We start from the raw sequence: 26,092 nt of genomic DNA on the forward strand, positions 1-26,092 counted from the left end.
GAGCCGGGACCGTCAGCTTCCGTCCTCCCGGAGCATCGGTGCGCCGGCCCGCTCGCCGTCGGCCCCGCCGTCGTCCGCGCCGCCACTGCCCGGGCGCCGGGCCGCGTGCTCGCGCTCGAGGCGCGCGACGACGTCCTCGAGCTCGTCGACGGACAGCCGCGCGTCCTTGAGGTGCTTCGTGCGGTAGCCCGCGCGCCCCACCATGTGCGCCGAGACGGGCACCGTGAGCAGCTGGAAGATCCACGCGACGAGCGCCAGCGGCACGAGCGCCCAGCTGCGCAGCTGGAGCCCGACGGCGGTGAGCAGCAGGAGCGAGCCGAGCACCTGCGGCTTCGTGGCCGCGTGCATGCGCGTGATCAGGTCCGGGAAGCGCAGGAGCCCGACGGCGGCGCTCAGCGAGAGCGCGGAGCCGGCGACCATGAGGATCCCGGCCACCCACGTGAGCACAGTGTCGAGGGCGCTGGGGTCCAGGGTCACCGGGGCCTCCTGTCCTGGACGAAGCGGGCCACGGTGACGGACCCGACGAAGCCGATGAGCGTGATGCCCACGATGAGCGCCACGTGGTTCGTGTGCCGGTTCGCGGCCATGTCCACCATGAGCGCGCCGGAGAGGACGACGAGGAGCACGTCCGAGGCGAGCACGCGGTCCAGGAGCGCAGGGCCCTTGACCATCCGGACGATCGCCCCGAGCGCCGCGAGCCCGAGCAGGACGCTGCACGCGACAAGCACCCACGGCATGACGAGCGCGTCGGCCCCGGTCATCGGCTCCCTGCCTTCCCTCGGTCTGCAGCCCCCACCATGCGCTCCTCCTCGCGCAGGAGCTCGAGCTCCTCGCGCGTGCCCATGATCCGGATGAGCTCCGCCTCCGCGGCGAGCACCTCGCGGCGCCTGCGCTCCGCGCCCGCGGCATCGTCGACGTCGATGTAGTGCACGTAGAGCGTCGCGTTCGCCCGGTCCACGTCCACGACGAGCGACCCGGGCACGAGCGAGATGACGTGCCCCGTCGCCGTGACCATGAGGTCCGCGTGGCTGCGCAGCGGCACGGCGATGACGGCGCTGCGCACCGCGGGCCCCTTGGTGAGGGCGAGCCACAGGAGCTGCAGGCTCGCCGCGACGACCTGGCCGACGAACACGACGGCGTAGCGCGCCGCGTGCAGAACGTTGAACCGGCCGCTGAGCTCGACCGGCGGGAGGTAGAACAGGCGCGTCACGACGAGCGCGACGAGCGCCCCGAAGACGAGGTTCGCCGGCGAGAAGTCCCGCCACAGGGCGCCCCAGAGGATCACGAGCCACGCGAGCAGGGGCAGCTCGGTGCGGAGGGAGATGCGCTGCCGGCTCATGGCCGGGCCCCCTGCAGCGAGGCGACGTCCGCGGCCGCGGCCTCGGCGGCCTCGGCCCCGAGGACGGAGTAGATGTAGTCCGTGCGGTCGAGCATCGACAGCGCGGACTGCTCGCTCAGCTGGAACAGCGGCCCCGCGAAGACGGTGAGGCCCAGGCCGAGAACCACGAGGCCCGCGGTCGCGCCGACCATCGTGCGCGGGAGCGCCGTCGCGGCCGCCGGGGCCAGGAGCGCGGGGTCCGGGTTCTCGGCGTCCTCGGGGCGGCGCCAGAACACGCGGTTCCAGACGCGGGCCATGGCCAGCAGCGTCAGGAGGCTCACGACGACGCCAGTCACCACGAGCGTGATCGCCATCGGGGTGCCGAGCTGCACGCCGGCCTGGAGCAGGCCGAGCTTGCCGAGGAACCCGGACAGCGGCGGGATGCCCGAGAGGTTCATGGCGGGGATGAAGTACAGGAGCGCGAGCAGCGGGGAGAGCTTCGCGAGCCCCGCGAGCCTGTCCTGGGAGGCCGAGCCGCCGCGGCGCTCGATGAGCCCCGTGACGAGGAACAGCGAGGTCTGCACGGTGATGTGGTGGGCGACGTAGTACACGGCCGCGGCGAGGCCCAGGGCCGAGCTCATCGCGAGGCCGAACACCATGTACCCGATGTGGCTCACGAGCGTGAAGGACAGGAGCCTCTTGATGTCCGTCTGCGCGAGGGCGCCGAGGATGCCCACGACCATGGTCGCGAGCGCGACCACCATGAGGGGGAGGTTGAGCGAGTCCCCGGGAAACAGGAGCGTCTCGGTGCGCACGATCGCGTACACGCCGACCTTCGTCAGGAGGCCCGCGAACACGGCCGTGACCGGGGCGGGCGCCGTCGGGTAGGAGTCGGGCAGCCAGAAGGAGAGCGGGAAGACGGCGGCCTTGATGCCGAAGCCCACGAGCAGCATCGCGTGCAGGAGCACCTGCATCTCCGGCCCGAGCTGGCCGAGCTTGACCGCGAGGTCCGCCATGTTCACGGTGCCGGTCGCGGCGTAGACCATGCCGATCGCGATGAGGAACAGGAGCGAGGACACGACGCTCACGACGACGTACGTCACCCCCGCGCGGATCCTCGGCCCCGTGCCGCCGAGGGTCATGAGGACGTAGCTCGCGGTCAGGAGGATCTCGAAGCCGACGTAGAGGTTGAACAGGTCCCCCGCGAGGAACGCGTTCGAGACGCCCGCGACCAGGATCATGTAGCTCGGGTGGAACACCGAGATGGGGCCGTTGTTCTGTGCCCCTTGGGCGGACCCGTCGGCGAGGCCCTGGCCTGTCGCGTAGACGAGGACGGCGAGGCTGATGGCGGTCGAGACGACGAGCATGAATGAGGAGAACTGGTCCACGACGAGCGTGATCCCCCAGGGCGGCGCCCAGGCCCCGAGCGTCACGGCGTAGGTCCCGCCGCTGGACCCGTCCCAGACGGAGCCGAGCAGGAGGCACTCGAGGGCGAGGGTCAGCGAGAGCACCGAGATCGTCACGATCCGCTGCCCGCGCTCGTGCCGCAGGAGCATGAACGCGAGCGCTGCGCCGAAGATCGGGAGGACGACGGCGAGCGGGGCGAGGCTTGCAATGTTCACCTGGGCGTCGCCCCCTCTTCCGTGCCTTCTGTCTCGGGCGCGTGCGTGTCCTCGGCGTGGCGCGGGCGGTCGCCACCCTCGGGGCCGAGACGCGGGTCCGGGGTCGCCAGCGCCTCGAGGTCCGCGGCGACCGCCTCGTCGGGGTTCATGAACTCGCTCAGGTCCGTCGGGACGTCGGCGTCGTCCTCGGCGTCCCAGCTCGGGGTCGCCGCGACGCGGCGGTCCTCGATGTCGTCCGCGACGACGTCGGCGCGGCCGAGCTGCCACGTGCGGTAGATCATGGCGAGCATGAACGCCGTGACGGCGAAGGAGATGACGATCGAGGTCAGGATGAGCGCCTGCGGGAGCGGGTCGCTGTACGCGGCCGGGTCGGTCCCGGCGTCGTAGAACGGGGCGATGCCCGCACCGCCGCCGGTGGCGAGGACGAGGAGGTTCGCGCCGTTCGTCAGGAGCATGAGGCCCAGGAGCACGCGCGTGAGGCTGCGCTCGAGCACGAGGTAGATCCCGCATGCGAAGAGCAGCCCGGAGATGATCAGGAGGGTCAGGTTCGCGGTCATCGGACGGCCTCCTCGCGCTCCGGCGAGGTCCGCGCGCCGTCGGGCGACACGCCGTCGGGCGCGCCCTCCGCCGGCCGGCCCGCGCGGGGCCCCGCGGGCTTCTCGCTGGTGGCGCCGGCCTCTGCCTCCTCGACGTGCTCGTCGATGCGCGCCCCGAGGCTGCGCAGGACGTCGGCGACGAGGCCGACGACGACGAGGTACACGCCCGCGTCGAAGATCGTGGAGGTCACGAACTTCACGTCCCCGAACACGGGGAGCCAGAGCTCGATGATCGCGCTCTGGAAGACCTGCCCGCCGAGGGCGAGCGGGACCGCGCCGGAGAGCGCCGCCGTCGCGAGCCCGACCCCGAGGAGGATGCCGGGGCTCACGGGAGCCGCCTCGTTGAGCTCGAACCGCCCGCCCGCGAGGTAGCGCACGGCGAGGGCGAGGCCCGCGAGCAGCCCGCCCGCGAACCCCCCGCCCGGCAGGTTGTGCCCCGCGAAGAGGAGGTACACGGAGACGACGACCATGCTGTGGAACACGAGCCGGGTGACGACCTCGAAGATGATGGAGCGCCGCTCGGGGGCCAGGGTGCGGCCGGCGACGAGCCACGCGTCGCGCTCGAGCGTCGCGAAGGTGCGGGCGACGGCGAGCTCCGCGGCCCCGCGCGCGAGCTGCTCGGCGCGGGCGCGGCCCACGCTGCCGGTCTCGACGGTCTCGGTCGCGCCGAGCCGGCGGCCCCTGTCGCGGATGAAGATGAGGCTCGCGATGCCCGTCGCCGCGAGCGCGAGCACGGAGATCTCCCCGAAGGTGTCCCACGCGCGGATGTCCACGAGCGTCACGTTGACGACGTTGAGCCCGCCCCCGCCCGTGTACGCGAGCTCGGGGAAGCGCAGGGCCACGGGCTGGGCGGCGCGGGCGCCCATCGCGTAGAGGCCCACGAACACCATCGCGGTGCCGAACAGGAGGGCGACGGCGACGCGGACCACGCGGTACTTCCCGCCCATGCGGTCGCGCAGCTGGGGCGGGAGGCTGCGCATGCCGAGGACGAACGCGACGAGCACGATCGTCTCGACGAGCATCTGCGTCAGCGCGAGGTCCGGCGCGCCCTGGAGCGCGAAGATGAGCGAGATCCCGTACCCGGTGACGGCAACCATGAGCACGGCGAGGAAGCGCTTGTTGGCCCGGACCGCGGCGAGAGCCCCCAGCGCGATCCCGATCCCGATGACGAGCTGGAGCGGCGAGCCCGGATCCACGAGGTCCGCGGCGTCAGGCAGGGGCATGCGCAGGGCCAGCATCGTCCCGACGGGCACGAGGGCCGCGACCGCGAGGATCACGGCGAGGTAGAAGAAGAGCGAGCCGCGCTGGGTGCGTCCGGTGATCCAGATCGCGACGTCGTCCACGGCGCCCACGATCGAGCGGTACACGCGCTCCGAGTCGACCGGCGCCCCGAGCCGCTGCTGCGCGCGGCCCACCGCCTCGCGCGCCGCGAAGAGCGCCGCGCCCGCGAGCCAGCCCGCGGCCGAGAGCGCGAGCGGCAGCCCGAGCCCGTGCCAGGCGGCGAGGTGCGGGGCTGCCGCAGCTGCGGTACTGGCGGCAGCACCGCCGTCGTCCGCGCCCAGCGACGAGACTGTCCCAGCGGCTGACGCCGCGTACGGCGCCGCGAGCGCGTCCACGGGCGCCGGCCACAGGCCGAACGCGAGCCCGAGCAGCGCGAGGACGGCGGGCGGGGCCACGAAGAGCGGCGTGACCGGGGTGAACGGCGTGTCCGCGACGCCGGGCTTGCGCGCGAGCGCGCCCCACACGAAGCGCGCGCTGTACGCGACCGTCAGGGCCGAGCCGAGCGCCATCGCGGCGAGCACAACAGCGGCCCAGCCGGCGGCGGCCGGCGCGGCGGCGGCGTCGGCCCCGCCCGGGGCGAGCCGCGCGAACGCGTCGAACACGGCCTCCTTCGCGACGAAGCCGCCGAACAGCGGGAGCCCGGCCATCGACGCGGCGGCGAGCACCGCCGTGACGCCGAGCGCGCGGGACTGGCGGAAGACGCCGGAGAGCCGGCGGACGTCGCGCGTGCCGGTCTGGTGGTCGATCACCCCGACCACGAGGAACAGGGCGGCCTTGAACAGCGCGTGCGCGACGACCATCGCGAGGCCCGCGAGCGCCGCGGCGGGCGTGCCGAGGCCCACGACGGCGACGAGGAACCCGAGCTGGCTCACGGTGCCGAAGGCGAGGATGAGCTTGATGTCGGTCTGGCGCAGGGCCCGGTAGCCGCCGAGCAGCATCGTCGCGAGGCCGACCCCGAGGACGATGGGGTGCCAGAACGCCGTACCGGCCAGTGCCGGGGCCAGGAGCGCGACGAGGTACACGCCGGCCTTCACCATGGCGGCGGCGTGCAGGTACGCGGAGACCGGGGTCGGGGCGGCCATCGCGGCGGGCAGCCAGAAGTGGAACGGGACGAGCGCGGACTTGCTCAGCGCACCCACAAGGGCCAGGAGGGCGCCGACGGCGATCGGGGCCGCGGTCGCGGGGGCCGCGGCGAGGGCCGGGGCACGCTCGAGGAGCTCCGAGATCCGGTACGTCCCGGCCGACTCGCCGAGGAGGATGAGGCCCACGAGCATCGCGAGGCCGCCCGCCGTCGTCACCACGAGGGCCTGCAGCGCCGAGCGGCGGGCCGAGAGGCGCGTCCGGGCGAAGCCGATGAGGAGGTACGAGAGGACTGTCGTGAGCTCCCAGAAGACGAACAGGACGATGAGGTCGTCCGCCGCGACGAGGCCGAACATCGCGCCCGAGAAGGCGAGCATCTGGCCGCCGAACCCGCCGATGTCCGCCTCTCCGCGCGTGAAGTAGCGCGCGCAGTAGACCAGCACGAGCGCCCCGATCCCCAGGATCAGGAGGGACATGGTCCACGAGAGCGGGTCGAGGCGGAACGCGAGGCCGACGCCGAGCTGGGGGATGAAGGGCCAGACCTCGCTCACGCCCGGCCCGTACGCCGCCCCCTGCTGGCCGAGCAGCCACACGAGCGAGAGCCCGGGGACCGCGGCGAGGCACAGGAAGGCCGCCCGCCCCCACGCCGCGAAGAGCCACGGCGCCCCAGCCGCCACTGCGAAGTGCAGGGCGAGGACTGGTATCACGGGTCGGCTCCGCTCATCATGGTTGAGTTGTCAAGGCGTTGGGTGAGGCGGCATATCAGTTGGGTTCCGGCCGCGCCAGTCTATCAGCGGCTAGAGTGCGAGATATGCAGCCCTCGGCCCAGCAGCCCGGCCCCATTGACCCCATCCCGGTGCCGGACTCCGGCGGTCCCGAGGCCGCTGGCGCCTCTGGCGAGTCCGAGCTCGAGCGCCGGCGCACCGCCCCCGTCCGCCGCTCCCAGGTGCTCGCATGGGCCTCGTGGGACTGGGGGTCGGCGGCGTTCAACGCGATCATGACGACGTTCGTGTTCACCGTGTACCTCACGTCCGAGGCGTTCGGCGGCGAGGACCGGGCCTCCGCCGCGCTCGGGGCGGCGCTCGCCGTCGCCGGCCTGGCGATCGCCGTCCTCGCGCCCGTCACCGGCCAGCGCTCCGACGCCGGCGGGCGGCGGAAGCAGTGGCTCGGGGTCAACACCGCCGTCGTCGCGGCCCTGACGGGGGCGTGCTTCTTCGTGTACCCGCGGCCCGAGCTGCTCGTGCTCGGCGCGGCGCTCATCGCGGCGGGCCACGTGTTCAGCGAGTTCGCGGGCGTGAACTACAACGCGATGCTCGAGCAGATCGCGACACCCAGGACCATCGGGAAGGTCTCCGGCTTCGGCTGGGCGGCCGGGTACCTCGGCGGGATCGTCGCGCTCCTGCTCGTCCTGGTCCTCTTCGTCCAGCCCGTCGTCGACTGGTTCGGTGCCTCGACCGAGGAGAACCTCAACATCCGGCTCGTGGCCGTGTTCTCGATGCTGTGGATCGTCGTGTTCTCGGTGCCCGTCCTCGTGGCGGTGCCCGAGGTGCCGCGGCGCCCCGCGGCGCGGCTGGGATTCGCCGCCTCCTACGGGCTCCTGTGGCGGCGCATCAAGGCGATCTGGGCCACGAGCCCGCACACGATCTACTTCCTCCTCGCCTCGGCCGTGTTCCGGGACGGCCTCGCCGCGGTGTTCACGTTCGGCGGGGTCATCGCGGCGGGCACGTTCGGCTTCCCGCTGAGCCAGGTGATCTTCTTCGCGATCTTCGGCAACGTCATCGCCGCGGGCGGCGCCATCCTGGGCGGCGTGCTCGACGACAGGATCGGGCCCAAGCGGGTCATCGTCGGCTCGCTCGTGGGCCTTCTCATCGCCTCGGGGGCGATCCTCGCGCTCGGCAACGGCACGTATTCCTTGGGCGGCATGCAGTGGACCGGGGGCCACACGTTCTGGGTCTTCGGGCTCTCCCTCACGCTCTTCGTCGGGCCCGCGCAGGCCTCGGCCCGGGCGTACCTCGCGCGCCTCGCGCCCGACGGCGAGGCCGGCGAGCTGTTCGGCCTCTATGCGACGACCGGCCGGGCCGTGAGCTTCCTCGCCCCGTCCCTGTTCAGCCTGAGCATCGCCATCGCGGCCCCCCTGGTCGCCGAGGGCGAGGCCCAGCGGTGGGGCATCCTGGGCATCATGGCCGTGCTCCTCGCGGGCCTGCTCGTGCTCCTGCCCGTCAAGCCCCCGGCGGAAGTGCGCACCGCCGTCGTCCCCGCCGCCTGACGCCGAGATGGGGGCCTGTAACCGCGAGATGGGGTCCCGTGACCCCGAGATGGGGGCACCGGTCGCACGACGACGACCCTCACCCGCCGCTCGGCTCGCGCGGCCCGCCTGGTGGGGCGTCAGCGTGGGGAGGCACCGCCGTCGTCCGCGCGCCGCAGTACCGGGAACTCCACCACCCCACCTCGCCGTCCCACCACCCCACCTCGGCGGCACAGGACCCCACCTCGGCGAGGCACGCCGGGACTAGAGTTGTGCCATGGATGTTGACGAGACCGAACTCCCCGGGTTCGGGGTTCGCAAAGACTTCATGACACAGTCGGGCCGGCGCATCGGCGTCGTGTGCCATCGCGACGGCGAGACCGAGCTCTTCGTCTCCGACTGGGACGATCCGGACACGTGCGCCGCCTCGATCCCACTCACCGCCGAGGAGGCCGCCGCCCTCGGCAATCTCCTCGGCGGCCAGCGGATCGTCATGCAGCTCACGGAGGAGCACCGCGAGGTCCCCGGCATCTCGACGCGCCAGTTCCACGTCGGCGCCGACTCGCCCTTCCGCGACCAGCCCATGGGCAAGGCCGCGATCCGCACGAGGACGAAGGTCTCCGTCGTCGCGATCATGCGCGAAGGCGAGGTCAACGCGTCGCCGGGACCCGACGACGTGCTCCGGAACGGCGACGTGATTGTCGCCGTCGGCACCCACGAGGGGCTCGAGGCGGCCGCCCAGATCCTGCGCAACGGCTGAGCTGCGATGGACCCGCTCGCGCTGGCGCTCATCGAGCTGGGGGCCGTCGTCTTCGCCCTCGGCCTCTTGGCGCGCCTCGCGGGCAGAATCGGCATGTCGCCCATCCCGCTGTACCTCCTGGGCGGGCTCGTCTTCGGCGCGGGCGGCGTCGTCGACCTGGCGGGCATGCGCGAGTTCGGCCACCTCGCGGGCGAGATCGGCGTGATCCTGCTCCTGCTCATGCTCGGTTTGGAATATACGGCCCAGGAGCTCGTCACCGGGCTCCGCGGCTCCTGGCAGGCCGGTGTCATGGACCTCGTGCTCAACTTCGTCCCGGGCGCGGCGCTGGCCTACATGCTTGGCTGGGGAGGCGTCGGCGCGCTCGTCATGGGCGGCATCACCTACATCTCGTCGTCGGGCATCGTCGCGAAGGTCATCACCGACCTGGGCCGGCTCGGCAACCGCGAGACCCCCACCATCCTCTCGATCCTCGTCTTCGAGGACCTCGCCATGGCCGTCTTCCTCCCCATCCTCACCACGGTCCTCGCCGGCGTGAGCTTCCTCGGCGGACTCCAGGCCCTGGGCATCTCGCTCCTCGTCGTCACGGTCGTGCTCCTGCTCGCGCTGCGGCACGGACACCATGTGTCCAAGGCCGTCCACAGCGAGAACTCCGAGGTCTTCCTCCTCAACGTCCTCGGCCTGGCCCTGCTCGTGGCGGGCCTCGCCTCCGCGATGCAGGTCTCGGCGGCGGTCGGTGCATTCATGCTCGGCATCGCCATCTCCGGCACGACGGCGCAGAACGCCTCCCTCGTGCTCGAGCCGCTCCGCGACCTCTTCGCCGCCATCTTCTTCGTCTCGTTCGGGCTCAACACGGATCCCTCGACGATCCCGCCCGTCCTGGGCTGGGCCCTCGCGCTCGCCCTCGTCACGGCCGGGACCAAGGTCGCGACGGGCTGGTGGGCCGCCGCACGGGCAGGCATCGCCGTCCACGGCCGGGCCCGCGCGGGCGCGGCGCTCATCGCGCGCGGCGAGTTCTCGATCGTCATCGCCGGCCTCGCCGTCGCGTCCGGGGCCGTCGGTGGCGAGCTTGCCGCCTTCGCGACCGCGTACGTGCTCATCATGGCGGTGCTCGGCCCGCTCGCGGCGCGCTATGTCGAGCCCGTCGTCAGGGCCCTGCGCGGCCCCCGCGGCCCTCAGCCGGCGTCGGCTCGGGTGCCGTTCTGACGCGCGGATCCGGCGCTGCTCCCCAGTCGGACGACGGCGGCGCCGCGCCTCTCGCGCGCGGGCGGCGCGGCCCGCGCACGCCGGCCGCCCGCCGTCGGCCCTCAGCAACACGGGCTTAAACACCTCGGCAACGGTGCGGAAACAGCCGCGGGCTTGGATGGGTGCATGAGCACCTTCACCCACACTCCCCCGCCGTCCGAACTGGCCTGCGAAGTGTGCGGCCGGTACCCCGAGCCGCCGAAGTTCAGGCTCACCCTCGCCAATGTCGCCGCGATGCTGCCGATCGAGCTCGCGGTGCACGCCGCCGTGGTCGGCACGGACTGGCCGCTCGCGCTCAAGGTCGCCCTGCTCGCGGTGACCGCGACGGCGCTCGTCATCTGGGTCGCCGAGCCCGGCGCGCGCCGCCTCTTCCGCTCGTGGCTGCACGCCCCGGCCCTGCGCCGTCGCCGCGAGCTCGACGTCGCCCCCGCGCTCTGGCGTGCCCGCGCCACCCTGCCGGACACGACCGGCGCCCTCGAGCACCTCACGCACGCGCTCACGCGCCTCGAGGTCAACATCCTCGGCATCCACGCGCAGCCGGTGCGCAGCGGCGTCGTCGACGAGCTCGTGCTCTCCGCCCCCGGCGGCCTCACCGAGCAGGACCTCCTCGACGCCATCGAGGACGGGGGCGGCGTGGCAGCCCGCGTGTGGCCGACGACGCCGCTCGCCCTCGTCGACGCTCCCACCCGCGCTCTCTCGCTCGCCGCGCGGGTCGCCGCCGCGCCCGCAGAGCTGCCGTACGCGGCGGCCGAGCTCCTCGGCGCGCACCGCGTTCCGGAGGACAAGGCGCTGCCGGTCGAGTGGCACGCAGCCGGGAGCGTGCTCAAGGTGCCGACGCCGTGGGACGCGCCGCTCGTGCTCATCCGGCCAGGGGTCCCCTTCACCCCCGCCGAATCCGCGCGGGCGGGCCGCCTCGCCGAGCTGGCCGAGGTGGTCGAGCGGCAGCGGGCGGGCCGGGCCTGACGCCCCCTCTGAACCGCGGCCGGGCGGCGCCTTGGGGGCGCCGCCCGGCCGCGCCCTTGCCCTAACGCGCGATGATCACGTCCAGCATCCGCGGCCCGTGGACGCCCTCGACCCGCTCGAGCTCGATGTCGCTCGTCGCCGACGGCCCGGAGATGAGCGTGAGCGGCCGCGTGATGTCGAGCCGCGCGAAGCCCTCCGGCACGGTCCCCACGATCGTTGAGACCGGGACGACGCACACGTGGTGGTCCGGGACGAGCGAGGTCGCGCGCCGCCCCTGGTCCGGGGACCCGTCGAGGACGATCGTCCCCGTCTCGGCGACGCTCACGGCGGAACCGGTCACGACGGCGTCGGCCGCGTCGAGGTGTGCGACGGCGAGCGGCGCCTCGCGCGAGTCCGTCGCCGCGCGCTCCGCGACGGCGGGGTGCAGCCACTCGGCCGGGAGGCCCTCGGGCACGACGACGTCCTTGCCCTCGAGCCGGGCCCTGATGGCCTCCGCGACCTCGGCGGCGGGGACCACCTCGACGCGAGCCTTGTAGTCCTCGAGCCGGTCGACGAGCATCGCGACGAGCGCGTCCTCATCGAGGCCGGATGTCGTGCGGTAGGCGGGAGTGACCCCGGATCGTAGGGAGGTGACCCCGGATCGTAGGGAGGTGACCCCGGATCCTTGGGAGGTGACCCCGGATTGGGTGGGGGCGGGGTCGGTGCCGAGGGCCTCGTGGATGCGGGCCAGGATCTCGTCGCGCGCGCTCATTTCTCGCCCCCTTCGGTCGTCGCTTCCCTCGTCACGTGAGTCTTCTCGCGCCTCGCCCACTGGTCCCGGAAGGACTCGGCGGGCGGGGCGGGGATGTCGCGGCTCTGCGTCCAGCCCGCGGCGAGGCCGGGCAGCCTCGTGATCTTCCCGTCCCGGTCGGCGGCGGCGCGCCCGAGCGGGAGGCCCTTCTCGAGCAGGCCGAGCCGCGCGCCGTCGGACATCGCCCAGGAGGCGCCCTTCATCGCGAGGTCCATCTGGCTCGGCAGGCGCTTCTGGCCTCGGCGGGACTCGACGTCCTCGCCGCGCAGGTGCACCAGGATCTCGGGGATGTTGATCTTCACGGGGCACGCGTCGTAGCACGCCCCGCAGAGCGAGGACGCGTACGGCAGCGAGGAGTTCTCCTCGGCCTCGACGCCCGTGAGCAGCGGCGAGAGGATCGCGCCGATGGGCCCGGGGTAGGTCGAGCCGTAGGCGTGGCCGCCCGTGCGCTCGTACACGGGGCACACGTTCATGCAGGCCGAGCAGCGGATGCAGTGCAGGGCCGAGCGGCCGTGCCGGTCCGCGAGCGCGCGCGTGCGGCCGTTGTCGAGGAGGACTACGTGCACGTCCGAGGGCCCATCGCCGGGGGTGACGCCGGTCCACAGCGACGTGTACGGGTTCATCCGCTCGCCGGTCGACGAGCGCGGGAGCAGCTGCATGAACACGCCGAGGTCCTCGGCGCGCGGCAGGACCTTCTCGATCCCCATGACCGTGATGAGCGTCTCGGGCAGCGTGAGGCACATGCGCCCATTGCCCTCGGACTCCACGACGCCGAGCGTGCCGGTCTCGGCGATGCCGAAGTTGGCCCCCGAGACGGCGACCCGGGCGGAGAGGAACTTGCGGCGCAGGTGGGCGCGGGCGGCCATCGCGAGGCGGCGGGGCTCGTCGGTCAGGGCCGGGTCGACCTCGGGCATCTCGCGCAGGAAGATGTCGCGGATCTCGGTGCGGTTGCGGTGGATCGCCGGGACGAGGATGTGGCTCGGCTTGTCGTGCCCGAGCTGGACGATGAGCTCGGCCAGGTCCGTCTCGTGGGCCGCGATGCCGGCCGCCTCGAGGTGCTCGTTGAGCCCGATCTCCTGGGTCGCCATCGACTTGACCTTGACGACCTCGTCGGCCCCCGCGGCCCGGACGAGCCGCTCCACGATCGCGTTCGCCTCGGCCGCGTCCCGGGCCCAGTGCACCGTCCCGCCGCGGGCCGTGAACTGCTCCTCGAACTGGGCGAGCAGCTCCGGCAGGCGCTCCATGGCCTCGGTCTTGATCGCTGAGCCGGCCTCGCGGAGCTCCTCCCAGTCGGGCAGCTCGGACACGACGCGCAGGCGCTTGTCCCGGATCGTGTGGGTTGCGTGGCCGAGGTTGGCGCGCAGCTGCCCGTTGGCGAGGTGGCGCGGGGCGGCGTGCGGGAAGGGTTCGGTGGCGGAGATGTTGCCGAAGCCGCGCGGGGGCACGACCGGGATTCCCAGGCTCACGGTGCTCATCGCGCGCCCCGCTTCGCGCCCGAGGCGAGTGCCAGCTCGCCGTCGACGGCGAGCGGGTTCTCCCGGGTCGAGGCGAGCACCTCCGCGAGGTGCACGGTGCGCACGGGGGCGCCCGACGCCGTCGTGCGCCGCTCGCGCGAGAGCCCGCCGCCGATGTGCATGAGGCAGCTCGCGTCGCCGCCCGCGCACGCGGCCGCGCCGGTGCCGCAGATGTTCGCGACCTTGTCGGCGAGCATCGCGGAGGAGACGTCGGCGTTCTTGACGCTGAAGGTTCCGCCGAAGCCGCAGCATTGGTCGGCCTCGGGGAGGTCGACGACGTCGAGCGCCTCGACCGTGCGCAGCAGGCTCCGCTGGCGGTCGCCGAGGCGGAGGACGCGCATGCCGTGGCACGACGGGTGGTACGTGATGCGGGCCGGGAGGTAGGAGCCGAGCTGGGCCGCGGCGTCGGTCACGCCGAGGACGTCGGTGAGGAGCTGGGCGAGCTCGTAGGTGCGGCGGGCGACGGCGTCGGCGCGGGCCGCGAGGGTGGGATCGGCCCCCTTGACTTCGTGTTCTTCGGCCCAGCGCGCCACCATGCCGTGCTGGTGCCGCACCGAGGCGACGCACGAGCCGGACGGCGCGACCGCGACGTCGTACTCCCCCGCCGCGAAGCCGGCCTCGAACGTGCGCACGTGGTTCTCGACGACGGGCAGGGCCTCGCGGAGGTAGCCCGAGTTGACGTGCATCTGGCCGCAGCAGGCCTGGCCGGCGGGGAACACGACCTCGTGCCCGAGCCGCTCCAGGATCTGCACCGTGGCCTGCGCGACGCGCGGATACATCGCGTCGACGATGCAGGTCGCGAAGAGCGCGATCTTCATGGGAATCCTCTCCGGCCAGACTGCGGGTTCCGTGGTCTGGCCACATGTGGTCGGACCATAGTAGGCATGCACGTGCCCCTTGTCACAACCCGAGGCATGCGTGCTAGATTTCATGGTCAGACCACAGTGGTCTAACCACAGATGCTCTGCGTCGGTGGCGAGGATGCCTCCGATGTCGACCTCCACCAGGAGCCAGGAATGACCTTCACCCCCGTGATCGATCCCGTGGCCGGCAGTGTCGCCGCGTCCGCGCTCGTCGGCCTCATCCCCCTCGTGACGTTCTTCGTGATGCTCGCAGTCTTCCGCCGCCCGGCCCCCGTCTCCGGGGCGTTCGCCCTCGTGGCGGCCATCGCGGTGGCCGTTCTCGCTTACCAGATGCCCGCTGGACTTGCCCTCCTCGCCGGGACGCAGGGCGCCGTCTTCGGCGCATTCCCTGTGTTCTGGATTGTCCTCATGGCCGTGTGGCTGTACCAGGTCACGGTCCTCTCGGGCCGCTTCGAGGACCTGCGCCGGATCTTCGACCGCATCGGCGGCGGCGATCTGCGCATCCAGGCCATCCTCATCGCCTTCTGCTTCGGCGGCCTGCTCGAGGCCCTCGCTGGATTCGGCGCGCCCGTCGCGATCACGGCGACGATGCTCATGGCCATCGGCCTCAAGCCGCTCCGGGCCGCTGCCACTGTGCTCGTGGCCAACACGGCCCCCGTCGCCTTCGGCGCCATCGCGATCCCGATCACCACCGCCGGGGCCCTGACCGACATCCCCGCCGAGCACATCGGCGCGATCGTCGGCCGCCAGACCCCGGTCCTGGCGTTCCTCGTGCCCGTGCTCCTGCTCTTCCTCGTCGACGGCGTGCGCGGCGTCCGCGACGCATGGTTCCCCGCCCTTGCGACCGGCGTCGTCTTCGGGATCGCCCAGTTCCTGTGCGCGAACTACTTCTCCTACGAGCTCACCGACGTCGTTGCCGCCCTCGCGGGCCTCGGCGCCGCCGTCGTGCTCCTGCGCTTCTGGAGGCCCCGCGGGGCCGACGAGGCCCGCGAGCGTCTGGGCGTCCCGGAGCCCACGAGCCACGCCGGCGGCCCCGGCGCGACGGACCTCCTCACCCGGGGGCGGATCTGGCTCGCGCTCTTCCCCTACATCCTCGTCATCGTCGTCTTCGCGGTCGCCAAGCTCTGGCGTCTCGGCATCGACCTGCCCAAGGCCCTCGCGTCCACGGACGTCAAGATCCCGTGGCCCGTCCTCCACGACGCGCTGCTCACCGCCGACGGCCAGCCGCTCTCCTCGACGGTGTACACCTTCCAGTGGCTCTCCGGCCCAGGGACGCTCCTGCTCGCCTCCGGGCTCATCATCGCCGCGGTGTACGCGAAGTACGACGGCGACGGCCGGTTCCGCCTCCGCTTCTCCGAGGCCGTCGCCACCCTGCCCCGGACGTTCGTCAAGATGCGCAGGGCCGCTCTCACGATCGTGCTCGTGCTCGCCCTCGCCTACGTCATGAACCTCTCGGGCCAGACGATCGCGATCGGCACGTGGCTGGCCGGCACCGGCGCCGCGTTCGCGTTCCTCTCCCCGATCCTCGGCTGGATCGGCACCGCCGTGACCGGCTCCGACACGTCGGCGAATGCCCTCTTCGCCAAGCTCCAGCAGACCGCGGGGCAGCACGCCGGCATCGATCCGGCGCTGCTCGTCGCGGCCAACACGACCGGCGGCGTCGTGGGCAAGCTCATCAGCCCGCAGAACCTCGCAATCGCCGCGACGTCGGTGGGCATGGACGGCCAGGAGTCGGCGATCTTCCGCAAGGTTGTCGGCTGGAGCGTGGGGATGCTCCTGGTCCTGTGCGTCCTCGTGTTCCTCCAGTCCACGCCGGTCCTCGGGTGGATGCTCCCCTAGCCCGGCCTGGCGGACGACGGCGGTCCTCGCGCGCGGTGCCCTCCGCACCCGCGGCGGGGGCCGCCGTCGTGCGCGACGGGGCCGCCGTCGTGCACCGCGGGGCCGACGCGTCGGGCAAGATGGACACCATGCCGAGCACCGACTCCCTGGTCCCCCGCACGGGCGAGCGCGCCCACGACGTCGTCCTGGCGCACATCGAGACCGAGCTGCGCGAGGGAAGGCTCTCGGTGGGGGACAGGCTCCCGGGCGAGAGAGCGCTCGCAGAGCAGTTCGGAATCTCGCGGGCCTCGGTGCGGGACGCGATCCGCACGCTCGAGGTCATGGGCGTGGTGCGGTCGGCGACCGGCTCCGGGCCGAAGTCCGGGACGGTCGTCGTGTCCGACCCGACCTCAGCATTGGGCCAGGCGCTCAGGCTGCACGTCGCGAGCCGCCATCTGCCCGTCGCGGACATCGTGCAGGCCCGCATCATGATGGAGACGTGGTGCCTGTCCCGTGCGGCAGGCAGCACGTGGGAGCCCGCCGCGATCGACGAGGCCCGCGCGCTGCTCGACGCCATGGACGACCCCTCGCTGCCGTCCAAGGCGTTCACAGCCCTCGACGCGCAGTTCCACGTGGCCCTCAGCGCCCTCGCGGGGAACTCTGTCGTGAGCACCATGATGGAGTCGCTGCGCGAGTCGACGCGGGGCTATGTCGACGAGGCCGTCGCGACGCTCGGCAACTGGGACGAGATCGCCGCCGATCTGCGGCTCCAGCACCGCGCGATCTTCGAGGCCGTCGAGGCCCATGACGGCGAGCGCGCGGCCCGCCTCGTCCGCGAGCACATCGAGTGGTTCTACGCCCAGACGCTCTAACCTACTCCGCGAATTGTTGGGGTCTGCAGGGTGACAGAGCCCTCAACCCTGCCGAACTCAACATTTGAGCGGGGGCGCTCAGACCATTGCCCCTCCACATCCGATGCATCGGCGCGGATTTCTGTGGACAATGACGATGCGCATCCACCGGCACCGCAGGATGGAGCCATGAACACCCGGCCGGGGCTTCCTCCAGAGATGTCCGGGCGGTCCTTCACTGTCCACGAAGCCCAGGCTTCAGGCATTGGCCGCAGCCGGCTCAACGCCTCTGACCTCATCACGCCGACGAGGGGCATCCGCGTACCGTGGCAGGCGGCCATGACTCCGGCAGAGATCGTCGCCCCTGTGCTGAGTCTCATGCCCGACGCGGTGGCGAGCTTCACCACTGCCGGCAAGATCTGGGGCTTCCCCCTGCCGCTGGCGCATGAACGGGAGCTGGCAATCCACGTGACACGACCATCTGGCACGCCGGGCAGCGTACGGCCGGGCATTGTCTGTCACCGGATGCGATTGGCAGACGCCGAGACAGCCTGCGTCGCAGGCGTGCGCGTGACCTCTCGGCTGCGCACATGGCTGGATCTTGCTTCGGTCCTGTCGCTCCGCGAACTCGTCGCCGTCGGTGATTACCTTGTGTGCGCCCACCCCGCGGACTTTCCCAGGCCCCGCGCGCCCTTCCTGACCGCCGACCAGATGCTGACCTATCTGGACGCACAGCGTCGCGTGCGAGGCCTGCCCGCGGCCCGACGTGCCCTGACTCTCGTCCGGGTGGGATCCGACTCCGTGCCGGAGACCGAACTCCGTCTGGCCATCATCGAGGCCGGCCTGCCCGAGCCGACCCTGAACCATGCGATCCGCGACGCTGCGGGGAGGGCCGTCGCGTGGCCGGATCAGGCGTTCGTCGACGTGCGGCTCTCCCTCCAGTACGACGGCGAGCACCACCGAAGTGCGGAACAGCAGGCCAGCGACAATTGGCGCAACCGAGTTGTTGCGGATGTGGGATGGGACCAGCTCATCGTCTCCGCCGCCGATGTCCGGAGCAGGGGGTGGGATGGGGTGGCCTCTGTCGTCGCTCAACGCCTCCGGCGCCTCGAGCCATTACGGGCGGTTGGCCCGACCGGCCGTCAATTGTTGGCTTGAGCAGGGTGCCAAGCCCCCGAACACTGCTCAACTCAACAATTGCGAAGGGGGTGACCCGAGTCCGAAAGTCGAGGGCCTCAGACGCTCGTGCGGTGGAAGTTGAGGTAGCTGCGCGAGGCCGTCGGGCCGCGCTGGCCCTGGTAGCGGTTGCCGTACTCGCCCGAGCCGTAGGGGTGCTCGGCCGCGGAGGAGAGCCGGAAGAAGCACAGCTGGCCGATCTTCATGCCCGGCCACAGCTTGATCGGCAGCGTCGCGACGTTCGAGAGCTCGAGCGTGACGTGGCCGGAGAACCCCGGGTCGATGAACCCCGCGGTCGAGTGCGTGAGCAGGCCGAGACGCCCGAGCGACGACTTGCCCTCGAGCCGCGCCGCGACGTCATCGGGAAGCGTCACGGTCTCGAACGTCGAGCCGAGCACGAACTCCCCCGGGTGCAGGATGAAGGGCTCATCGCCCTGGACCTCGACAAGGCGCGTCAGCTCCGGCTGCTCCTCGGACGGGTCGATGTGCGCGTACTTGTGGTTGTCGAAGAGCCGGAAGAACCGGTCGATCCGCACGTCCACGCTCGAGGGCTGCACCATGGCCGGCTCGTACGGCGCGAGCTGGATGCGCTCGGAGTCGATTTCGGCACGGATGTCGCGGTCTGAAAGCAGCACGCATCCAAGAGTACAGGCGGGCCCCGCGCGGCCGTGGGCGTGAACCAGCAGGCGCACGACGGCGGGCGGCTGGGTCCCGCCGTCGTCCCGCCGCCGCGCTTGGACGGCATCCCCCCTCGGCGGACCCACCACCCCATCTCGGCGTCACAGGCCCCCATCTCGGCGGACCAACCCCCCATCTCGGCGTCACAGGCCCCCACCTCGGCGTCTCAGCCGGCGGGCGCCTCGCCCTCGAGGATCGCCTTGAGCCGGTCGAGCTCGTGGACCTCGTCCTCCATCGTGCGGTGGATGAGCCCGCCGAGGAGCTTCATGACGCCGGCCGGCTCGAAGGTGAGGCCGAAGCTCACGCGCGTGGCGCCGTCGTCCGCGGGGACGAGGAGGAAGAGGCCCTGCGGCCGCGCCGGGCCCGCGATGACGCGGAACCGGAGCACCTCGCCGGGGCGGGCCTCGGTGATCTCGTAGTCGCCGTCGATCTCGCGTCCGCCCGGACCGGCGAGCCGCTGCGCGTACACGGCGCCGACCTCGCCAGGCGCCCCGGACGCGAGCGAGACGGACCGGACGCTGCTGCGCCAGCGCGCGTTGTTGAGCCCGTCGGCGAGGAAGGCGTAGACGTCACCCGGGGACCGGCGCACGGTGACGGTGTGCTCTGCGGCGACCATGCGTGAACCGTAGGCCGGGGCGCGGGAGCTGGGCAAGGTCCACGAGAGCCTCGCGCCTCCCTGCCGCTAGGCCCGGCGGGCCAGACCGCGGACACCGTGCCGAGTCAGGCGCGGCCCACGACGGCGGCGCCGTCTTCCGTGCCACAGCGCGGCCCCGGCCGCAAGCACCGCGGGCCACGCGAGGTACGCCCCCGCGCTCGCGGCGAGCCCGACGACCGCGGCGAGCCCGAGCGCCGCCACGGCACGCTGACCGCTCCCCGGCAGGAGCCGCAGGGCCGCGGCGAGGCCCGCGACGTACACGGCGACGATGGCCGCGGTGACGAGCCGGACGAGGACCTCCGTCGCGTCCTGGCCCACCGCGAGGACGGCGAGGGCGGACGCGCTCAGCGCGGTGACGGCGGCGAGCCCGTGGCGCCCGCGCCCGAACCACGCGGGCAGCGAGCCGGTCTGGCCGAGGGACCGGGCCAGCTCGGCCGCGCCCGTCGCGTAGCTCGTGAGCACTCCGAGGGTGAGCACGACGGCGAGCCCCGCCGTGAGCGCAGGCGCGGCGGGCCCGACGGCGAACGCCAGCAGGGATGCCAGCGGCGCCTCGCCGCCGGCCCCCTCGCCGAGCGCGAGGACGGACACGGCCGCGAGCGAGAGATAGAGGATGCCAACGATCGCGAGCGCGGCCGCGGTCACGGCGCCGAGGTCCCGCCGCGGGTCGCGGAACTGGCCGCCGAGGTAGCTCATGGCCTCCCAGCCCGCGAAGGCCCACACGATGAGCGCGAGCGAGGAGGCGACGGAGCCCCACCCGGACGGCGAGAAGGGCTCGAGCCTGGCCGGATCCACGTGCGGCAGCCCGGCCGCGATCGCGAGGACCAGAACCACGAGGATCGTGCCAGCGAGGCCGAGCTGGAGTGCCGACGAGGTCCGCACGCCGGCCCACACGGACCCGAGGACGGCCGCGGTGATCGCCGCGGCGACGGCGACGGCGGCCCAGCGCGGCGCGCCGAGGGCGTGCGCGGCGTACTGCCCCGCGAAGAGCGCCGAGGCGGGGATGCCCAGGGGGATCGTGAAGGCGAACCACCACCCGGAGGCCGTGGCCCAGTAGTCGCCGAAGGCCCGGCGCACGTACGTCGAGACGCCGCCGGCGTCCGGGAGCAGGCGGCCGAGGGCGGCGAACGTCCACGCGATCGGCACCGACGCGACAACAAGCGCGGCCCAGGCGACGAGGCTCGCCGGCCCGGCCGCCCGGTACGAGAGGGCCGGGAGCGCGATGACGCCCGTGCCGAGCACGGCCCCGAGGTAGTAGGCCAGGCCGCGGACCCGCCCGAGGGCCCCACGACGCTCCTGCGCTGCTCCCGCGTCGGCGGAAAGGATCCTCGGACTCGTCTCGGCGCTCATGACTCCACGCTAGGAATCCGACCCCCGTCGGACGAGTGCGCTGGGTGCCGATCAGCGCTAGATTTGTGCCATGCCGGAAAGAGCCCTTCATGCTGGCGCAGCAGCCCACCGCGTGGGCCTCGTCCTCACGGACAACCTCCCGCTGTTCGAGCTCGCGATCCCGTGCGAGGTCTTCGGCGTCGCCCGGCCCGACCTCCACGACCCGTGGTACGAGCTCACGATGGTGCGCGGCGAGCCCGGCGAGATCACGACGGCGGGTGGCCTCGCGCCGTCGTCCGCCGCCCCGGTCGAGGCGCTGCGGGCGATGGACACGATCGTCGTGCCGGCGTGCGAGCGCAGCCTCCAGGTGGACCGCGCCGCTCAGGAGCCCCTCCTCGCGGAGCTGCGCGCGGCCGCGGCGCGGGGGGCGCGGATCGCGTCGCTGTGCTCGGGCGCCTACCTCCTCGCCCAGGCCGGGCTCCTCGACGGCCGCGACGCGACGACGCACTGGATGAACTGGGACGACTTCGAGGCCTCGTTCCCCGCGGTCCGGCTGCGCCGCGACGTGCTCTTCACCGCCGAGGGCGGCGTGTTCACGAGCGCCGGCACCGCGGCGGGGGTCGAGCTGTGCCTGCAGCTCGTGCGCGAGGACTTCGGGGACGACGTCGCGCGCAGCGTCGCGCGGCGCATGGTCGTCGCCGAGCGGCGGGGCGCGGCGCAGTCGGAGTACCTCGAGTCGGTCGGCCGGGCGCTCCCGCCGGACCCGGTGCGGCACGCCATGGACTGGGCCGAGCGCAACCTGCACGCGCCCATCGGCCCCGACGCGATGGCCCGCCGCGCGCGCATGAGCCGGCGCACGCTGTACCGGCGGTTCGAGGCCGTCGCTGGGACCTCGCCCACGCAGTGGCTGCTCGAGCGCCGGATCGAGGCCGCGCGCCGCCTGCTCGAGACCACGTCCCTGCCAGTCGAGCGCGTCGCGGAGCGCGCCGGCATCGGCACCGCGGCGAACCTGCGCCAGCACTTCTCCCGGGCGGTGGGCATGTCGCCCTCGGAGTACCGGCGCGCACGACGGCGAGCGGCTGGCTGACGCTGCCGCGCCCCTCCGCGGCGCCCCCGGCGAGTGGCGCAGACCACCCCCCGGGGTGTTGTAAGCTGGGTTGTGCCCTCAGGGGCAGCGCGGCTGTAGCTCAATGGTAGAGCGCACGCTTCCCAAGCCTGATACGCGGGTTCGATTCCCGTCAGCCGCTCCACGGAACCCCCGGTCCACAGGACCGGGGGTTTTCCCGTCCCCGGAGACCCCGGAGGGCCCCGGACACCTCCTCCAGCAGCCCCCGAAACGTGCTCCCCACCACGTCGGGTTGACACGCAGGTCACATCGTGGCCTACTGGAAAGCGCTATCCAAGGCGTTCCGGCCGAGCAGAGCCAGCGGCACCGGACGAGCTTCACAGTCTCGATGACCCCCAGGAGGACCTCATGCACGACGGAGTGCAGGCCACGGCGACCTCGCCGCGCCGCGCAGCCCTGAGCGGCTGGATCGGCAGCACGCTCGAGTACTACGACTTCTCCATCTACGCCCAGGCGGCGGCCCTCGTCTTCCCGCTGGTGTTCTTCCCGAGCAGCGACCCGACGGTCGCCCTCGTCGCGTCGCTCGCGACCTACGCCGTCGGCTACGTCGCCCGGCCCCTCGGCGCGTTCGTCCTCGGCCACTGGGGCGACCGCCACGGCCGCAAGAACGTGCTCGTGTTCGCGCTCATCCTCATGGGCGTCTCGACGTTCCTCGTCGGCCTCCTGCCCACGTACGGCCAGATCGGCCTGCTCGCGCCGGTCCTGCTCGTGGTCCTGCGGCTCGTCCAGGGCTTCGCCGTCGCCGGCGAGCTGAGCGGCGCGAGCGCCCTCATCGCCGAGCATGCCCCGGCGGACCGCCGCGGCTTCTACACGAGCTTCAGCCTCCAGGGCGCCCAGGCCGGCGGCATCCTCGCCGCCGCGAGCTTCATCCCGCTCTCGGCGTTCCTCCCTGCCGCCGACTTCCAGTCGTGGGGCTGGCGCGTGCCGTTCCTGCTGAGCGCCGTCGTGATCGTGGCCGGCTACGTGATCCGCCGGCGCGTCTCCGAGACCCCGGCGTTCCTCGCCGAGGCCGCACAGCACGAGGTGCCGAAGGCCCCGATCGTGCAGGTAGTCCGCGAGAGCGGCGGGACGGTCGTCAAGGCCATCCTCATGGGCATGGCCAACGTCATCGGCGTCACCGCGGCCGTCTTCGGCGCGGCCTACGCGACCCAGCCCGCCTACGGGATCGGCATGAGCCCCGCAATGTACCTGTGGATGCCCGTCCTGGCCAACGTCGTCGCCGTCGCCCTCATCCCGCTCTTCGGCAGGATCTCCGACCGGATCGGCCGCCGCCCGCTCATGATCGCGGGCCCGCTCGGCTCCGGCGTCCTCTCGTTCGCCTACCTCGCCGCGATCAGCCAGAAGAACGTGGTCCTCACCGTGGTCATCGCGGTCATCATGTGGGGCGTCCTGTACCAGATGTGGAACGCGGTCTTCGCGAGCTTCTTCCAGGAACTCTTCCCCACCCGCACCCGCGTCACCGGCTTCGCGATCTCGCAGAACATCGGCCTCCTCATCGTGGCCTTCCTCCCGACGCTCTTCACGGCGATCGCCCCGCCCGGCTCGGCCAACGTCCCGCTCATCATCGGCGGGCTCACCTGCGGGCTCGCGGTCGTCTCGGCCATCGCGGCGTGGACCACGAAGGAGACCTCGAGGCTCCGCCTGGACGACCTCGAGGCCACCGACCGGAGCCGCGAGCACTCCGCCTCGCCCGAGGCCTCAAGCGCGACGTAGCCGTCCGGGCGCCCGCGCGCTCTCGCCGGCGCCAGCCCGCCGTCGTGCGTCACCTTCACGCACGACGGCGGTGGCGCGCCCGGGGTGGTCACCCCGCCGGCGTGCTCACGCCGCCGTCCGCCGCCGCAGCCACAGCGCGAGGACGGCCGCGGCGAGGGCCGGCACGCCGCCGGCGACGAGCATCGCCGGGTGCGCGCCCCAGTGCTCGGCGAGCCAGCCGATCAGGGGCCCGCCGAAGGCCTGGCCCCCGATGAGCACCATCGTGTACAGGCTCATGATGCGGCCGCGGATCCCGACGTTGGCGCTCGTCTGCACGAGCTGGTTCGCCGACGTGAGGAACATGAGGGCGCAGAACCCGGACGCGGCGACGAGCGCGCAGAACAGCGGGAGCGACGGCGCGTACGCGGCGACGCCGAGCATCGTGCCGTGGAGTCCCGCGCCGAGCACGACCGTCCGCAGGGACAGGCGCATCCGCCGGGCCGAGGCGACCGCCCCGCAGACAGCGCCGACGGCGACCATCGTGTTGAGCAGGCCGTAGCCGGCGGCCCCGACGGAGAAGACGTGGTCCGCGTAGGCCGCGAGCAGCACGGGCAGGCTCATCGCGAAGACCGCCACGACGCCGGCCATGACCCACGGCCAGCGGATGGTCGGCTTGCGCCACGCGTAGGCGAAGGCCTCGCGCAGCATCCCTTTGGCCTTGGGCGTGGGCGGGGCGACGACGAGCTCCTCGCGCCGCAGGGCCGAGAGCATCGTCGCCGTGAGCAGGCAGGCGGCGGCGTTGACCGCGAAGGCCCACCCGCCGCCGACGGCGGTGAGCAGCCAGCCCGCGATCGCCGGGCCGATGAGGGCGCCGAGCTGGAAGGTCGTCGAGTTCACGCCGATCGCGTTGCGCAGGTACGCGGGGCCGACGAGCTCGTTGACGAAGACCTGCCGCGCCGGCTGGTCGAGCACGGTGACGAGGCCCAGGACGAGCGCGATGGCGTAGACGTGCCACACGGCGAGGGCTCCGGTGAGGGCGAGTGCCGCGAGCGCGGCCGCGCATGCCGCGGCGCCGAGCGCGCAGACCTGCAGGAGGCGGCGCTTGGAGAAGCGGTCCGCCATGAGCCCGCCCCACGGCCCGAGCGCGAGCACCGGCAGGAACTGCAGCGCGACCGTGATGCCCACGGCCGTGACGGAGCCGGAGAGCTCGAGCACGAGCCAGTCCTGGGCGATGCGCTGCATCCACAGCGCGATGACGGCGACGAAGTGGGCGGCCGCGAAGAGCCGGAAGTTGCGGACGCTGAGCGAGATGAACGTGTGCCGCCACGGGAGGCGCTCGTGGACGACGGCGAGGGGCCCGGTGGGCGGGATGGCGGGCTGGGTGGGTCGGGCGGGCTGGACGGGTCGGGCGGGCTGGACGGGCTGGGCGGGCTGGGTAGGAATGGAGGCAGTTGAAGGCAGGGCGGGGCTGGGCGAGGTCACTGTGAGTCCTGGTCTCGTGTGGGGTGTGCGTTAGAGTCGACTCCCCCACGCTAGGCAGCAGGCAAACCATTGCGGAAGGTTATTTATCCTCTAACTGCTATTGCATTCCGCAATGCATTCCGCGCAGCATGGACGCATGTTCGAGCCGGCCCACCTGCGCAGCTTCCTCTCCGTCGCCGAGAACCTGAGCTTCACCCTCGCGGCCGAGCGCCTCGGCCTCGCCCAGCCCACCGTGAGCCAGCACGTCGCCAAGCTCGAGAAGGCGGCGGGACGGGTCCTGCTCATCCGCGACACCCACGGCGTCCGGCTCACCGACAACGGCGACGCCATGGCCGGGTTCGCGCGCACCATCCTCTCCGCGCACGACGACGCGGCACGCTACTTCCGCGGCTCGGCGATGCGCGGGCGGCTGCGCTTCGGGACGGCGGACGACCTCGCGATCACGGGCCTGCCCCGGATCCTGCGCGAGTTCCGCCGCGCCTACCCCCAGCTGAACCTCGAGCTGACCGTGAGCCAGAGCGACGACCTGCACCGCCGGCTCAAGGCCGGCCAGCTCGACCTCGTGTTCATCAAATGGGTCGCGGGGGCGCAGGAGGGCACGGTCGTGCGGCACGACGTCTTCTCGTGGGTCGGCGTCGAGCAGACGGCGCTCGCCCCGGCCGAGCCCGTCCCGCTGGTCGTCTACCCCGCCCCGAGTCTGTCCCGCACCTTGGCGATCCAGGCGCTCGAGGCGAGCGGGCGGCGGTGGAAGGTCACGTGCAGCACGAAGCAGATCGCCGGCGTCCTCGCCGCCGTCCGCGCGGGGCTCGGCGTCGGCGTCATGCCCACGACCCTCGTCCCGGACGACCTGGCGATCATCACCCACCGCTTCGACCTCCCGCCCGTGGGCGACGTCGACTTCACCCTCCTCCGCAACCCGCTTGCCAACTCCGAGGCCGTGGACGCGCTCACCGAGGCGATCCTCGGACGTTCGCTGAGCCGGCCGTGAGGCGACGATGAGGCGCACGCCACAGT

General features: G+C 72.7%; 23 protein-coding genes and 1 tRNA gene. 11 read left to right on the forward strand and 13 right to left on the reverse strand.

What is annotated here, in order from left to right; genetic code table 11:
- Nucleotides 1–12: 12 nt before the first annotated feature.
- From mnhG to BV907_RS09455, 6 genes are read right to left on the reverse strand one after another with little or no spacing between them, the layout of a single operon-like run.
- Complete coding sequence (gene mnhG, locus BV907_RS09430) at nucleotides 13–477, reverse strand: monovalent cation/H(+) antiporter subunit G (protein ID WP_077489480.1); 465 nt, start codon at nucleotides 475–477, stop codon at nucleotides 13–15.
- Nucleotides 474–761, reverse strand: a complete 288-nt coding sequence (locus BV907_RS09435; RefSeq protein WP_245827884.1) for an MrpF/PhaF family protein — start codon at nucleotides 759–761, stop codon at nucleotides 474–476. The genes mnhG and BV907_RS09435 overlap by 4 nt, the downstream gene beginning before the upstream one ends.
- Nucleotides 758–1,339: a Na+/H+ antiporter subunit E gene (locus BV907_RS09440; protein ID WP_077489481.1), complete on the reverse strand. Its 582-nt coding sequence runs from the start codon at nucleotides 1,337–1,339 to the stop codon at nucleotides 758–760. Before BV907_RS09440 ends, BV907_RS09435 begins: the two co-directional genes overlap by 4 nt.
- Entirely contained in the window at nucleotides 1,336–2,940 is a 1,605-nt protein-coding gene (locus tag BV907_RS09445; RefSeq protein ID WP_077489482.1) for a Na+/H+ antiporter subunit D, read from the reverse strand. The genes BV907_RS09440 and BV907_RS09445 overlap by 4 nt, the downstream gene beginning before the upstream one ends.
- On the reverse strand, nucleotides 2,937–3,497 hold the full coding sequence (locus BV907_RS09450; RefSeq protein ID WP_077489483.1) for a Na(+)/H(+) antiporter subunit C: 561 nt from the start codon (nucleotides 3,495–3,497) through the stop codon (nucleotides 2,937–2,939). Before BV907_RS09450 ends, BV907_RS09445 begins: the two co-directional genes overlap by 4 nt.
- Nucleotides 3,494–6,604, reverse strand: coding sequence for a Na+/H+ antiporter subunit A (locus BV907_RS09455; RefSeq protein ID WP_077489484.1), 3,111 nt, complete (start codon nucleotides 6,602–6,604; stop codon nucleotides 3,494–3,496). The genes BV907_RS09450 and BV907_RS09455 overlap by 4 nt, the downstream gene beginning before the upstream one ends.
- A gap of 104 nt (nucleotides 6,605–6,708) precedes the next feature.
- On the opposite strand from BV907_RS09455, the gene BV907_RS09460 reads away from it, so the two are divergent.
- The 4 genes from BV907_RS09460 to BV907_RS09475 all read left to right on the forward strand — a co-directional run bounded on the left by BV907_RS09460 (nucleotide 6,709) and on the right by BV907_RS09475 (nucleotide 11,107).
- Complete coding sequence (locus BV907_RS09460; RefSeq protein ID WP_175637425.1) at nucleotides 6,709–8,163, forward strand: MFS transporter; 1,455 nt, start codon at nucleotides 6,709–6,711, stop codon at nucleotides 8,161–8,163.
- Between the two features lie 256 nt (nucleotides 8,164–8,419).
- Nucleotides 8,420–8,902, forward strand: a complete 483-nt coding sequence (locus BV907_RS09465) for a cation:proton antiporter regulatory subunit (protein ID WP_077489485.1) — start codon at nucleotides 8,420–8,422, stop codon at nucleotides 8,900–8,902.
- Nucleotides 8,903–8,908: 6 nt separating this feature from the next.
- Nucleotides 8,909–10,105 (forward strand): cation:proton antiporter, encoded by a 1,197-nt coding sequence (locus tag BV907_RS09470; protein WP_077489486.1) that lies wholly within the window; start codon nucleotides 8,909–8,911, stop codon nucleotides 10,103–10,105.
- A 165-nt stretch (nucleotides 10,106–10,270) separates the two neighbouring features.
- Nucleotides 10,271–11,107 (forward strand): ACT domain-containing protein, encoded by an 837-nt coding sequence (locus tag BV907_RS09475; protein ID WP_077489487.1) that lies wholly within the window; start codon nucleotides 10,271–10,273, stop codon nucleotides 11,105–11,107.
- Nucleotides 11,108–11,168: 61 nt separating this feature from the next.
- Here BV907_RS09475 and BV907_RS09480 read toward each other — a convergent pair whose 3' ends face one another.
- Genes BV907_RS09480 through BV907_RS09490 form a run of 3 tightly spaced genes read right to left on the reverse strand, consistent with a single transcriptional unit; the run spans nucleotide 11,169 to nucleotide 14,229 of the window.
- Nucleotides 11,169–11,858 carry a LutC/YkgG family protein gene (locus tag BV907_RS09480; RefSeq protein ID WP_077489488.1) on the reverse strand — a complete coding sequence of 230 codons (690 nt, stop codon included), beginning with the start codon at nucleotides 11,856–11,858 and terminating at the stop codon, nucleotides 11,169–11,171.
- The gene (locus BV907_RS09485; RefSeq protein WP_077489489.1) at nucleotides 11,855–13,372 is read right to left on the reverse strand and encodes a lactate utilization protein B; all 1,518 of its coding nucleotides are present in this window, start codon (nucleotides 13,370–13,372) and stop codon (nucleotides 11,855–11,857) included. The genes BV907_RS09480 and BV907_RS09485 overlap by 4 nt, the downstream gene beginning before the upstream one ends.
- A complete protein-coding gene (locus tag BV907_RS09490) occupies nucleotides 13,369–14,229 on the reverse strand; it encodes a (Fe-S)-binding protein (protein ID WP_077489490.1) in 861 nt (286 codons plus the stop codon). Before BV907_RS09490 ends, BV907_RS09485 begins: the two co-directional genes overlap by 4 nt.
- Before the next feature lie 198 nt (nucleotides 14,230–14,427).
- On the opposite strand from BV907_RS09490, the gene BV907_RS09495 reads away from it, so the two are divergent.
- The 3 genes from BV907_RS09495 (at nucleotide 14,428) to BV907_RS09505 (ending at nucleotide 18,101) form a co-directional block, all read left to right on the forward strand.
- Nucleotides 14,428–16,113, forward strand: a complete 1,686-nt coding sequence (locus BV907_RS09495) for an L-lactate permease (protein ID WP_077489491.1) — start codon at nucleotides 14,428–14,430, stop codon at nucleotides 16,111–16,113.
- 35 nt (nucleotides 16,114–16,148) lie between these two features.
- Entirely contained in the window at nucleotides 16,149–16,964 is an 816-nt protein-coding gene (locus BV907_RS09500; protein ID WP_342745544.1) for a FadR/GntR family transcriptional regulator, read from the forward strand.
- Between the two features lie 168 nt (nucleotides 16,965–17,132).
- Nucleotides 17,133–18,101: a hypothetical protein gene (locus BV907_RS09505; RefSeq protein WP_139346693.1), complete on the forward strand. Its 969-nt coding sequence runs from the start codon at nucleotides 17,133–17,135 to the stop codon at nucleotides 18,099–18,101.
- Between the two features lie 77 nt (nucleotides 18,102–18,178).
- On the opposite strand, the gene dcd is transcribed toward BV907_RS09505, so the two are convergent.
- The 3 genes from dcd to BV907_RS09520 form a co-directional block, all read right to left on the reverse strand.
- The gene (gene dcd / locus BV907_RS09510) at nucleotides 18,179–18,754 is read right to left on the reverse strand and encodes a dCTP deaminase (protein ID WP_077489493.1); all 576 of its coding nucleotides are present in this window, start codon (nucleotides 18,752–18,754) and stop codon (nucleotides 18,179–18,181) included.
- 209 nt (nucleotides 18,755–18,963) lie between these two features.
- A complete protein-coding gene (locus BV907_RS09515) occupies nucleotides 18,964–19,413 on the reverse strand; it encodes an SRPBCC family protein (RefSeq protein WP_077489494.1) in 450 nt (149 codons plus the stop codon).
- 66 nt (nucleotides 19,414–19,479) lie between these two features.
- Nucleotides 19,480–20,799: an APC family permease gene (locus tag BV907_RS09520; RefSeq protein ID WP_077489495.1), complete on the reverse strand. Its 1,320-nt coding sequence runs from the start codon at nucleotides 20,797–20,799 to the stop codon at nucleotides 19,480–19,482.
- A 70-nt stretch (nucleotides 20,800–20,869) separates the two neighbouring features.
- On the opposite strand from BV907_RS09520, the gene BV907_RS09525 reads away from it, so the two are divergent.
- From BV907_RS09525 to BV907_RS09535, 3 genes are all read left to right on the forward strand, one after another.
- Nucleotides 20,870–21,865 carry a GlxA family transcriptional regulator gene (locus BV907_RS09525; RefSeq protein ID WP_077489496.1) on the forward strand — a complete coding sequence of 332 codons (996 nt, stop codon included), beginning with the start codon at nucleotides 20,870–20,872 and terminating at the stop codon, nucleotides 21,863–21,865.
- Between the two features lie 89 nt (nucleotides 21,866–21,954).
- Nucleotides 21,955–22,028 (forward strand) — tRNA-Gly (locus BV907_RS09530).
- A 224-nt stretch (nucleotides 22,029–22,252) separates the two neighbouring features.
- Complete coding sequence (locus tag BV907_RS09535) at nucleotides 22,253–23,617, forward strand: MFS transporter (protein WP_077489497.1); 1,365 nt, start codon at nucleotides 22,253–22,255, stop codon at nucleotides 23,615–23,617.
- A 105-nt stretch (nucleotides 23,618–23,722) separates the two neighbouring features.
- On the opposite strand, the gene BV907_RS09540 is transcribed toward BV907_RS09535, so the two are convergent.
- The gene (locus tag BV907_RS09540; RefSeq protein WP_077489498.1) at nucleotides 23,723–25,078 is read right to left on the reverse strand and encodes an MFS transporter; all 1,356 of its coding nucleotides are present in this window, start codon (nucleotides 25,076–25,078) and stop codon (nucleotides 23,723–23,725) included.
- 136 nt (nucleotides 25,079–25,214) lie between these two features.
- Here BV907_RS09540 and BV907_RS09545 point away from each other — a divergent pair, with 136 nt between their 5' ends.
- Complete coding sequence (locus tag BV907_RS09545) at nucleotides 25,215–26,066, forward strand: LysR substrate-binding domain-containing protein (protein ID WP_077489499.1); 852 nt, start codon at nucleotides 25,215–25,217, stop codon at nucleotides 26,064–26,066.
- Nucleotides 26,067–26,092 lie beyond the last annotated feature (26 nt).

Source organism: Sinomonas mesophila (genome assembly GCF_001999765.1).
In the GTDB taxonomy this organism is placed as follows: Bacteria; Actinomycetota; Actinomycetes; order Actinomycetales; family Micrococcaceae; genus Sinomonas; species Sinomonas mesophila.

Bases quoted from the DNA above. Each gene is read 5' to 3' on its own strand.
- BV907_RS09435 (WP_245827884.1), bottom strand. From the start codon at position 761: ATGACCGGGGCCGACGCGCTCGTCATGCCGTGGGTGCTTGTCGCGTGC.
- BV907_RS09440 (WP_077489481.1), bottom strand. From the start codon at position 1,339: ATGAGCCGGCAGCGCATCTCCCTCCGCACCGAGCTGCCCCTGCTCGCG.
- BV907_RS09450 (WP_077489483.1), bottom strand. From the start codon at position 3,497: ATGACCGCGAACCTGACCCTCCTGATCATCTCCGGGCTGCTCTTCGCA.
- BV907_RS09460 (WP_175637425.1), top strand. From the start codon at position 6,709: ATGCAGCCCTCGGCCCAGCAGCCCGGCCCCATTGACCCCATCCCGGTG.
- BV907_RS09465 (WP_077489485.1), top strand. From the start codon at position 8,420: ATGGATGTTGACGAGACCGAACTCCCCGGGTTCGGGGTTCGCAAAGAC.
- BV907_RS09470 (WP_077489486.1), top strand. From the start codon at position 8,909: ATGGACCCGCTCGCGCTGGCGCTCATCGAGCTGGGGGCCGTCGTCTTC.
- BV907_RS09475 (WP_077489487.1), top strand. From the start codon at position 10,271: ATGAGCACCTTCACCCACACTCCCCCGCCGTCCGAACTGGCCTGCGAA.
- BV907_RS09480 (WP_077489488.1), bottom strand. From the start codon at position 11,858: ATGAGCGCGCGCGACGAGATCCTGGCCCGCATCCACGAGGCCCTCGGC.
- BV907_RS09485 (WP_077489489.1), bottom strand. From the start codon at position 13,372: ATGAGCACCGTGAGCCTGGGAATCCCGGTCGTGCCCCCGCGCGGCTTC.
- BV907_RS09490 (WP_077489490.1), bottom strand. From the start codon at position 14,229: ATGAAGATCGCGCTCTTCGCGACCTGCATCGTCGACGCGATGTATCCG.
- BV907_RS09495 (WP_077489491.1), top strand. From the start codon at position 14,428: ATGACCTTCACCCCCGTGATCGATCCCGTGGCCGGCAGTGTCGCCGCG.
- BV907_RS09505 (WP_139346693.1), top strand. From the start codon at position 17,133: ATGAACACCCGGCCGGGGCTTCCTCCAGAGATGTCCGGGCGGTCCTTC.
- BV907_RS09515 (WP_077489494.1), bottom strand. From the start codon at position 19,413: ATGGTCGCCGCAGAGCACACCGTCACCGTGCGCCGGTCCCCGGGTGAC.
- BV907_RS09520 (WP_077489495.1), bottom strand. From the start codon at position 20,799: ATGAGCGCCGAGACGAGTCCGAGGATCCTTTCCGCCGACGCGGGAGCA.
- BV907_RS09525 (WP_077489496.1), top strand. From the start codon at position 20,870: ATGCCGGAAAGAGCCCTTCATGCTGGCGCAGCAGCCCACCGCGTGGGC.
- BV907_RS09535 (WP_077489497.1), top strand. From the start codon at position 22,253: ATGCACGACGGAGTGCAGGCCACGGCGACCTCGCCGCGCCGCGCAGCC.
- BV907_RS09545 (WP_077489499.1), top strand. From the start codon at position 25,215: ATGTTCGAGCCGGCCCACCTGCGCAGCTTCCTCTCCGTCGCCGAGAAC.